Annotated in this window: 3 protein-coding genes and 1 pseudogene; 2 read left to right on the top strand and 2 right to left on the bottom strand. The window is 74.2% G+C overall.

Features of this window, described 5'->3' with window-relative positions; genetic code table 11:
- Nucleotides 1–3,027 (top strand): annotated as a pseudogene (locus tag AWC27_RS32160) (PE family protein); the annotation flags it as partial.
- On the opposite strand, the gene AWC27_RS16060 reads toward AWC27_RS32160, so the two are convergent.
- Together AWC27_RS16060 and AWC27_RS16065 are read right to left on the bottom strand one after the other, a co-directional pair.
- Nucleotides 3,028–4,575 carry an acetolactate synthase large subunit gene (locus AWC27_RS16060; protein WP_085671391.1) on the bottom strand — a complete coding sequence of 516 codons (1,548 nt, stop codon included), beginning with the start codon at nucleotides 4,573–4,575 and terminating at the stop codon, nucleotides 3,028–3,030. It lies immediately after the preceding pseudogene.
- A complete protein-coding gene (locus tag AWC27_RS16065) occupies nucleotides 4,572–5,405 on the bottom strand; it encodes an amidohydrolase family protein (protein WP_085671392.1) in 834 nt (277 codons plus the stop codon). The genes AWC27_RS16060 and AWC27_RS16065 overlap by 4 nt, the downstream gene beginning before the upstream one ends.
- A gap of 1,023 nt (nucleotides 5,406–6,428) precedes the next feature.
- On the opposite strand from AWC27_RS16065, the gene AWC27_RS32165 reads away from it, so the two are divergent.
- The coding region (locus tag AWC27_RS32165) for a PE family protein (RefSeq protein ID WP_085671393.1) at nucleotides 6,429–10,285 on the top strand (3,857 nt) is incomplete at its 3' end.

The raw sequence follows: 10,285 nt of genomic DNA on the forward strand, positions 1-10,285 counted from the left end.
AACGGTGGCGCCGGTGGCACGGGCGGTACCGGTGCCGACGCCACCGTCGCCGGCCAGGCCGGATTCAAAGGCGGCGATGGCGGAGTGGGCGGCGCGGGCGGCAGCGCCGGCGTCGGCGGCACCAACGGCAACGGCGGGGCCGGCGGTACCGGCGGCAACGGTGGCGCGGGCAAGGCCGCCGCGACCGGTCTGGATGGCGGCCGAGGCGGCGCCGGCGGCACCGGCGGCAACGGCGGCGCTGCCGGCACCGGCGTCGGAGCGGCCGGCAACGGCGGTGCCGGGGGCGTTGGCGGCAACGGTGGAATCGGCGCCACGGGTGGAACCGGCGCCGCAGATGTCGGCGGCGGCAAGGGCGGCGACGGCGGCCGGGGCGGCGACGGCGGTGTCGGCGGCCTCAACACCGACCAAGTCACCAGCGCAGCCAGCGGCAACGGCGGCAACGGCGGCAAGGGCGGTCAAGGGGGCCAAGGCGGCGCGGGCACCATCGGGACCGCCGGCAATGGCGGCACCGGAGGCCGCGGCGGGCAGGCCGGCGAGGGCGGTGCGGCCAACACCGGCGGCGTCGTCGGCAACGCCGGCATCGGCGGTCAGGGCGGCCAGGGCGGCCAGGGCGGCAAGGGCACCTCCAACGCGAGCCCCGGCAGCATCGGCTTCACCGGCGGCCAGGGTGGCCAGGGTGGTGCCGGTGGCGACGCCGGTGTAGGCGGCGTGAACGGCGACGGCGGGGCCGGCGGCCTCGGCGGCGATGGCGGCACCGGCAAGACCGGCGCGACCGGCCAGGCCGGCGGGGCCGGCGGCATCGGCGGCAACGGCGGTAACGGTGGCAATGCCGGTACCGGCGTGGGCGCGGCCGGCAGCGGCGGCGCGGCCGGTAACGGCGGAAACGGCGGCCAGGGCGGCCAGGGCGGTACCGGCGCAGCCGATTCGATGGGCGGCGAAGGCGGGGGCGGCGGTAACGGCGGCAAGGGCGGCACCGGCGGGCTGAACAGCGACCAGTTCAGCAGCGCTGCCAGCGGCAATGGTGGCAACGGTGGGCAGGGCGGACAAGGCGGCACCGGCGGAACCGGCACCATCGGACCCGCGGGTACCGGCGGCACTGGCGGTGTCGGCGGGACGGCCGGCGAAGGCGGTTCGGCCAACACCGGCGGCGTCGCCGGCAACGACGGCATCGGCGGTAAGGGCGGCGCCGGCGGCCAAGGCGGCACCGGCGCCGATGGCACCGGCCCGGGAGGCTCCGGCTTCAACGGCGGGCAGGGCGGCCAGGGCGGTGCGGGCGGCAGCGCCGGCGTCGGCGGCACCAACGGCGACGGCGGCGCCGGCGGCAACGGCGGCAACGGTGGCGTCGGCAAGGCCGCCGCCACCGGCCTGACCGGCGGTAACGGTGGCAACGGCGGGACCGGCGGCAACGGCGGCAATGCCGGCACCGGCGTGGGCGCGGCCGCCAGCGGCGGGATCGCGGGCGACGGCGGCCAGGGCGGTCACGGCGGCCAAGGTGGCACCGGCGCGGCCAACGCCAAGGGCGGTCAAGGTGGCCAGGGCGGCCAAGGCGGGGCCGGCGGCATCGGCGGCCTCAACACCGACCAAGCCAGCAGCGCTGCCAGCGGCAACGGCGGCAACGGTGGCCAGGGCGGCCAAGGCGGCCAAGGCGGCACCGGCACAATCGGAACCGCCGGCACCGGTGGTACCGGCGGCGCCGGCGGGCAGGCCGGCGACGGTGGTGCGGCCAACACCGGCGGCGCCGCCGGCCACGCCGGCATCGGCGGCAACGGCGGCACCGGCGGTACCGGCGGCACCGGCGCCGACGCCACCGTCGCCGGCCAGGCCGGATTCAAAGGCGGCGACGGCGGAGTGGGCGGCGCGGGCGGCAGCGCCGGCGTCGGCGGTACCAACGGCGACGGCGGCGCCGGCGGTACCGGCGGCAAGGGCGGTGCCGGTAAGGCGGGCACCATCGATATGGACGGCGGCAATGGCGGCGACGGCGGCGTCGGCGGCAACGGCGGCAACGCGGGCACCGGCGTGGGCGCGGCCGGCAAGGGCGGGGTGGCCGGCGACGGCGGCAAGGGCGGCCTGGGCGCTAAAGGCGGCATCGGCTCCGACAACACGGTCGGCGGCAAAGGCGGCAACGGCGGACAGGGCGGCAACGGCGGCATCGGTGGCCTTAACACGGACCAGATCAGCAGCGCTGCCAGCGGCAACGGCGGCGAGGGCGGCCAAGGCGGCCAAGGCGGTGACGGCGGTTTTGGCACCGGCGGCACCGCCGGCACCGGTGGCATGGGCGGTTCCGGCGGGCAGGCCGGCGACGGCGGTGTGGCCAACATCGGCGGGGTCGCCGGCCACGCGGGCGTCGGCGGCAACGGCGGCACCGGCGGCACCGGCGGCAAAGGCGAGTCGAGCTTCCTGCTGGGCGTCAACGGAAACAACGGCGGCGAGGGCGGACAAGGCGGCCAAGGTGGCGGCGCCGGTGCCGGCGGTACCAACGGCAGCGGCGGGGCCGGTGGTCATGGCGGCGACGGCGGAGACGGTCTCTCCCCCGGCCCCGGCACTGCCGAGAACGGCACCGCGGGCGGCAACGGCGGTAAAGGCGGCAAGGGCGGCGACGCGGGCATGGGTATCGGCGCGGGCGCCAACGGCGGCGCCGGCGGAACCGGCGGTAACGCCGGAAACGGCGGAGCCGGGGCGGACAACACCATCAGTGGCGACACCGCCGCCAACGGCGCTCGGGGCGGCGACGGCGGCGACGGCGGCAAGGGCGGCAGCGGCAGCGGCGTCAACGCCGGCGGCGCCGGCGGTGACGGCGGCAAAGGCGGGCTCGGCGGCAACGGCGGCGGCAACACCGCACCCCTTGGCAACGGTGGCAACGCCGGCAACGGCGGCAACGGCGGCAACGGCGGTGACGGGGTCGGCGCACCCGGCGGTCTGGGCGGCCCCGGCGGCCAAGGCGGTGACGGCGGCATGGGGACCGGCGGCGGCTTCAACGGCACCGATGGCACCGATGGCACAGACGGCACCAACGGCACCGTTACCTAGCTAGCCCATCAGCGAGGGCACCACCGCGTCGATGAGGTGCGGTCCGGGTTCAGTAAACGCCCACCGCAGCGCGTCGGCGAATTCGTCGGCGGTGCTCACCCGCCGGGCCGGCACGCCCATACCCTCGGCGATCTTGACGAAATCCAGGGTGGGGCGTGAGATATCGAGCAAATCAAGCGCTTTAGGGCCCGGCGCAGATCCGGCTCCCACGCGTTGCAGCTCCAGACGCAGGATGTCGTAGGCCCCGTTGTTGTAGATCACGGTCGTGACGTCGAGGTTCTCCCGCGCCTGTGTCCACAGCCCCGAAATCGTGTACATCGCCGAACCGTCGGACTCCAGGTTCAGCACCGGCCGGTCCCGGGCGGCCACCGCGGCCCCCACCGCGACCGGGATGCCGTAACCGATCGCTCCCCCGGTCAGCGTCAGCCAGTCGTGAGCCGGAGCGCCCGCGGTGGCCTGCGCCAGCGGCAGCCCGGAGGTATTGGACTCGTCGACGACGATCACGCGTTCGGGCAGCAGCGCGCCGATCACGCCGGCCGCCGACAGCGACGTCAGCGCCCCCGACGGTAGCGACGGGCGCGCCACCGCCGCCAGCGGCGCCGTTGTCCCGGGCGCCAGTTCATCGGCTAACGCGGTCAAAGCGTCTGCGGCGCCGCTGTATTCGGCGAGCACGTGCACCTCACAGCCCGCCGGTACCAGGTCGCTGGCCATGCCCGGATAGGCGAAGAACGACACCGGTGACTTCGCGCCGGCCAGCACCAGATGCTTGGCGCCGTCCAGTTGGGCGGCCGCACCCTCGGCGAAATAGTTGAGCCGATCGACGGCGGGCACACCGGCCCCGCGCTCGAGTCGGGTCGGGAAGGTTTCACAAAGCCAGCGCGCTCCGGTGGCCTCGGCAATCCGGGCGGCCGCGGCCAGCCCCGGTCCGCGGGTGGCGTCTCCCCCGATCAGAATCATCGCCGGCTCGTTGGACCGCAGCACCTTGGCCACCGACGCGATGTCGGCTGGTTTTCGGTTGGGTTGCGCGCCGGCCGGGGTGCCGGGTTGGGCACCGTCGGACCACGACGCGTCGGCGGGCAGGATCAGGGTGGCAACTTGTGGGCCGGACCGGCTGGCGGCCATGGCTTCGGCGGTGTCGGCGCCGACGTTCGCGGCGGATGCTGTCCGGTGTACCCAGCCCGAAACGGTGCCGGCGAGCGCATCGATGTCGGATTCCAGTGGGGCGTCGTACTTTTTGTGATAAGTGGCGTGATCGCCGACGACCACCACCATCGGCACCCCGGCCCGCCGCGCGTTGTGCAGATTGGCCAGGCCGTTGCCCAATCCCGGTCCCAGGTGTAGCAGTACGGCTGCGGGCTTATCGGCGATGCGCGCGTAACCGTCGGCGGCACCGGTGGCCACACCCTCGAAAAGGGTTAGCACACCGCGCATTTGGGCCACGTCGTCCAGCGCCGCCACGAAATGCATCTCCGAGGTGCCGGGGTTGGCGAAGCACACGTCCACTCCCCCGTCGACCAACGTGTTGATCAGGGCCTGGGCACCGTTCATGTGGAAACCTCTCGTTCGGCGAGCCGGAAAACCCGCTTGGCGTTGGCATGCAGGAAGTCGTGTCGGGCGTCATCGCTGAGGCCGAGTTCGTCGAGTCCGGCCAGGGCGTGTGTGTGCCCTATCATCGGATAGTTGGTGCCGAACAAGACTTTTCGTTGCCCGGTACCGGTTTTCATAAATCGGATGAGCTCATGCGGCAGCCGCTTGATGGTGTAGGCCGAGGTGTCGATATAGACGTTCTCGTGCTTGCGGGCCACTGCGACCATCTCCTCGGTCCAGGGGTAGCCGACATGCCCGCACACGATGGTGAGTTCTGGGAAGTCCAGGGCAACCTGATCGATGTAGGGGATCGGGCGTCCGGTCTCCGAGGGCCGCAGCGGGCCGGTGTGACCGACCTGGGTGCAGAACGGCACTGCCGCTTCCACACATTCGGCGAACAGCGGATAGTAGCGGCGGTCAGTCGGCGGCGCGTTCCACAGCCAGGGCACCACCCGCAGGCCGACGAAGCCGTCTTGTAGGCGGCCGCGCAGTTCGCGGACCGCGACCATCGGACGGTCCAGTTCGACCGTCGCCAGCCCGGCGAACCTCGCGGGATGCCGGCTGATCCACTCGGCGACCTCGTCGTTGGAGATCAGGTCCTGGCCGCCGGGGCCGCGCCACGCGCTGAGCAGGCCTAAGCCGACGCCGGCGGCATCCATCGATGCGACGGTGGTCTCGATGGGAATGTCGGTGTCGGGCATCGCTCCGCCGGTCCAGCGCCGCAAGGAGGCCAGCATGTCGCTGCGCAGGAACCGCTGTGTCGGATGCTGCATCCATACATCGATCGTCATCGCGTTTCGACTGTAGACGCGGCCGGCGGCGCGCGGTCACCGGCGGCAGGGTGCTGTCGGCCGCGCCGGCCGAACCAGCCGGCACACGGCCGGGCAGACGGCCGGCCGCGCCGGCCGAACCAGCCGGCACACGGCCGGGCAGACGGCCGGCAGATGACCGACAGATATGAATTCACAAAGCGAAGCGGCCTGTCCAGATTACGAACCGCTCGCAGGTGCGCCGGACGACCTGGACACCGTGGTGATTCCAAAGGTCCGGAGCCGGCTGCTGCCCCTCGCGTCGCCTCGTTGAGCGGCGACCGTGGCACGACGGCACCCACCGGCGCCGTTAACACGCGACGACGTCGGCGAGTTGCCGCCATGAGCTGCGACGGAAGCTTCTTGCGAGCAGGTTGGGTTGGCGGGCGGCCAGCAACGAGGCCGCCGGCCCGGGGCCGGCGGCGATCTGGCGCCTCAGGCAAACGCGGGCCAGCGATAGGGTGTCGCGAACCCTCGATCGCCCACAAATCCCAAACGCCCGTTGAATGCCATACTTTTGGTACGAAATAATTCAAGCACGCACCGGCCTGCTTAATTCGTTTAAGTAACGTTTATGAATTCAATTCCAAATGGATGTGCGTAATCGCGAGCACTCAATGATCAACTTTTACCTATTCCGCGAAGCATTGAGTCGTCGCCACGCCGGTGACCCATTAACTTGCACTATTGCCACCGCCACCGGATTCGAGTCCAGTCGGGGGCGAGTACTGCGACTGCTTCGGACCGCAATTGACTGTGCGACAAGCAGATACACGCATCTATAGCATCCGGAAGTGCGACCAGCACAACCCGAAGTCTGGTTTTTGGTGATTTCGCCCATGCGATAGCCGGATATGCAGACAACATGCACCCTCTCACATTTGCATAACCGTTGAAAGCGACCAAACCGATAACGGATTTGGCGCCGAACGGCTAAAGTCGCGGCTTACCTGCCACGCCACTAATTGGGTGTGATAGCTGCTAGTAAATGGTGGGAGCCGCCCGATGTCTTATGTGTGGATCTCACCTGAAGTGGTAGCCGCAGCGGCTGCCGACTTAGCGGGTGTCGGATCCAGCGTGAGTGCGGCTAATGCGGCCGCAGCGGCTTCGACGACACAGGTGCTAGCCGCCGGCGCCGACGAGGTTTCTGCCGAGATCGCGGCCCTGTTTGGCGGCTTCGGCCAGGAATATCAGGCGATCAGCCTGCAGGTGCAGTCGTTCCATCGCCAATTTGTGCAGTCGTTGCAGTTCGGCATCAATGCCTATGCCGCTGCTGAGGCCACCAACGTCGAGCAGACTTTATTAGGACTAATCAATGCGCCCACGCAAACGATATTCGGGCGCCCGCTGATCGGGAACGGCGCAAATGCGACCACCCCCGGTGGATCCGGTGGAGACGGCGGGATCCTGATCGGCAACGGCGGTGCCGGTGCGGCCGGCGCGACCGGCCAGGCCGGCGGGGCCGGTGGGTCGGCGGGATTGTGGGGCTACGGCGGTGCCGGCGGCGCCGGTGGAGCAGGGGGGGCCACCGGTGGCGCCGGCGGCTCCGGCGGCTGGTTGTTCGGTAGCGGTGGGGCCGGCGGGACCGGCGGCGCCGGCGGCGGTACCGGTGGAGCTGGTGGTAGCGGTGGCTGGATCTGGGGCGGCGGCGGACCCGGCGGGACCGGCGGCTACGGCGGCGGCACCGGCGGGGCGGGCGGACGCGCAGAACTGCTATTCGGTGCCGGCGGCGCGGGTGGGGCCGGCGGAGTTGGGGCCGACGCGGGCACCGGCGGTGTCGGCGGGCACGGCGGCCAGGGCGGCGTCGGGGGTGCTGGTGGATTCCTCGCCGCCGGCGGCGCGGGCGGCGCCGGCGGGGCCGGCGGCGGCGGAGCGGTCGGCACCGTTGGCACCGGCGGTGGCATCGGCGGGATCGGCGGCGACGGTGGAGCCGGGGGTCACGGTGCGTGGCTGCTGGGCGGAGGCGGTCACGGCGGTGCCGGCGGTGCCGGCGGCGCCGGCGGGGCCGGCGGCGCGGGTGCTGACGGCTCCGTGGCCGGGCTGGGCGGTATCGGCGGCGACGGCGGGGCCGGCGGCACCGGCGGGGTTGCCGGCTCCGGCGGGGCCGGGGGCGCGCGCGGATTATTGAGCTCTGGCGGGGCTGCCGGCGGCGTGGGTGCCGGCGGCACCGGCGGGGCCGGCGGCGCGGGTGGGACCGGGTTAGCCGGCAGCAGTCCCAGCGCCGGCTCTGGCGACGCCGGAGGGGTCGGGTTCGCCGGCGGGGCCGGCGGCGCCGGCGGCGCTGGCGGTAATGCGGTCGGCGGCGGGGTCAACGGATCCGGCGGTGCCGGCGGTGCGGGCGGTATCGGCGGTGCAGGTGGTGCCGGAGCTGACAGCTCGACAGGTGTCGGCGGCACGGGCGGGACCGGCGGCGCCGGCGGCACCGCAGGCAGCGGCGGTGCGGCTGGGACCGGCGGATCTGGCGGGACGGCGGGCGCGACGGGGGTCGGCGGCACGGGCGGGGCCGGCGGCGCCGGCGGCGGCGGGGCAGCTGGTACTGATGCCACGCCCAACTCCGGTGACGGCGGCGGTAAGGGCTCTGCCGGTGGGGCCGGCGGCGCGGGAGGGGCCGGCGGCAACGCGGTGGCCGGTGGGCTTAATGGATCCGGGGGCGCTGGTGGTGCCGGCGGCAAGGGCGGGACCGGCGGAGCCGGGGCCGACAGCCTGACTGGTGTTGGCGGTACCGGAGGTGACGGCGGAACGGGTGGAATCGCCGGAGCCGGCGGTGCGGCCGGGGCCGGCGGCACCGGTGGCGCGGCCGGGAGCGCGGGCACCGGGGGCACCGGCGGGCACGGCGGAGCCGGCGGGGCTGGCGCTGCAGGTCTTGACGCGATTATTTCCGGCGCCACTGGCGGACCGGGCTTTGCCGGCGGTGCCGGTGGCGCCGGCGGTGCCGGCGGCAACAGCGTGGGCGGTGTAAACGGCACCGGCGGAGTTGGCGGTACCGGTGGCGCGGGCGGAGTTGGCGGTGCTGGGGCAGACAATCTCAGCGGCCAGGGTGGTGCCGGCGGCGTCGGCGGAGCCGGCGGCAGCGCCGGGGCGGGCGGTGCAATAGGAACCGGTGGCACCGGCGGGGCAGTGGGTAACGCGGGCATCGGCGGCATGGGCGGCACTGGTGGCGTTGGCGGCGCCGGCGGTGACGGCACCAACAGCCCCATGGGCAGCGGCCTAACGGGTGGTAGCGGATTCGCCGGCGGGGCGGGCGGTGCCGGCGGTTCCGGTGGCAATTCCGGTTTGGGCGGCACCAACGGCACTGGCGGTACTGGCGGGATCGGCGGCAAAGGCGGAGCCGGCGGCGCTGGCGGGTCTGGTGCGGACAACCTCAGCGGGATCGGCGCGACCGGCGGTGCCGGCGGTGTCGGCGGAGCCGCCGGTGCGGGCGGCGCCGGAGGCGCGGTGGGCTCTGGCGGCAGTGGCGGCGCTGTCGGCGTTACCGGCAACGCGGGTGAGGGTGGTCAAGGCGGCACCGGCGGCACCGGCGGTGCCGGTGGCGCGGGTGCCGACGCGGCCGCCGGTACCGGTCTCACGGGCGGCAGCGGGTTCGCCGGCGGGGCCGGCGGCGCCGGGGGTGTCGGCGGCAGCTCCGGAGCGGGCGGCACGAACGGCTCCGGCGGGGCCGGCGGAGTGGGCGGCATCGGCGGAATTGGCGGCATCGGCGGGTCAGGCGCTAGCAGCGTCACCGGGGTCGGCGGAACCGGCGGAACCGGCGGGACTGGCGGCGCGGCCGGTGCCGGCGGCGCCGGTGGGGTCGCCGGCAGCGGCGGGATCGGCGGCAGTGTTGGAAGCACCGGTAATGCCGGCGTGGGCGGTACCGGCGGTAAGGGTGGCGCTGGCGGGACCGGCGGGGCCGGAGCGGACGCGGCCGCGGGAAGTGGTCTCACCGGTGGCACTGGGTTTGCCGGTGGCACCGGCGGTGCTGGCGGGACCGGCGGCGGGTCCGGCTTTGGTGGGACCAACGGTTCGGGCGGGGCTGGCGGCGCCGGCGGCACGGGCGGCGTCGGTGGTGCCGGCGGAAGCGGTGCCGACAGCACCACGGGTGTGGGCGCTACCGGCGGTGAAGGCGGAATCGGCGGCGCTGCGGGTGCCGGCGGGGCCGGCGGGGCGATCGGTAGCGGCGGCAGCGGAGGCAGCACAGGTGCCCAGGGCAACGCCGGCATAGGCGGGACCGGCGGTCAGGGTGGTGCGGGTGGTCAAGGCGGCGCAGGCACGGACGCGACACCCGGCAGCGGTCTAACCGGCGGTACCGGGTTTGCCGGCGGGGCCGGTGGTTCCGGTGGTGCCGGCGGTAACTCCGGCGTGGGCGGCACCAACGGCTCCGGCGGCGCCGGCGGCCTTGGAGGCAAGGGCGGCACCGGCGGTGTGGGCGGTAGCGGCGCGGACAGCACCACCGGTGTGGGCGGTACTGGAGGTGACGGTGGTATCGGCGGCGCTGCGGGCGCCGGCGGTGCCGGCGGGGGCGCCGGCGGTGGCGGGACCGGCGGCAGCGCGGGCGCGGGTGGCAACGCCGGGGTCGGTGGCACCGGCGGTGCGGGCGGGGCCGGCGGCCAAGGCGCTGACGGCGCCGACGCGGCCGCGGGCAGCGGTCTCACTGGTGGCGCTGGGTTCGCCGGCGGTGCGGGCGGTCAAGGCGGCGCGGGTGGTGACAGTGCCGGGGGTACCAATGGCTCGGGCGGGGCGGGTGGTGTCGGCGGTAAGGGCGGCACCGGCGGCACCGGCGGTAGCGGTGCGGACAGCACCACCGGGGTTGGCGGCACCGGCGGCGAGGGTGGTGTCGGCGGCGCAGCGGGTGCGGGCGGTGGCGGCGGCGGTGTGGGTAGCGGCGG

Origin of the sequence: Mycobacterium szulgai, assembly GCF_002116635.1 — a bacterium.
GTDB lineage: Bacteria > Actinomycetota > Actinomycetes > Mycobacteriales > Mycobacteriaceae > Mycobacterium > Mycobacterium szulgai.

Coding starts and splice junctions, on each gene's coding strand:
- AWC27_RS16060 (WP_085671391.1), bottom strand. CDS start 4,575: ATGAACGGTGCCCAGGCCCTGATCAACACGTTGGTCGACGGGGGAGTG.
- AWC27_RS16065 (WP_085671392.1), bottom strand. CDS start 5,405: ATGACGATCGATGTATGGATGCAGCATCCGACACAGCGGTTCCTGCGC.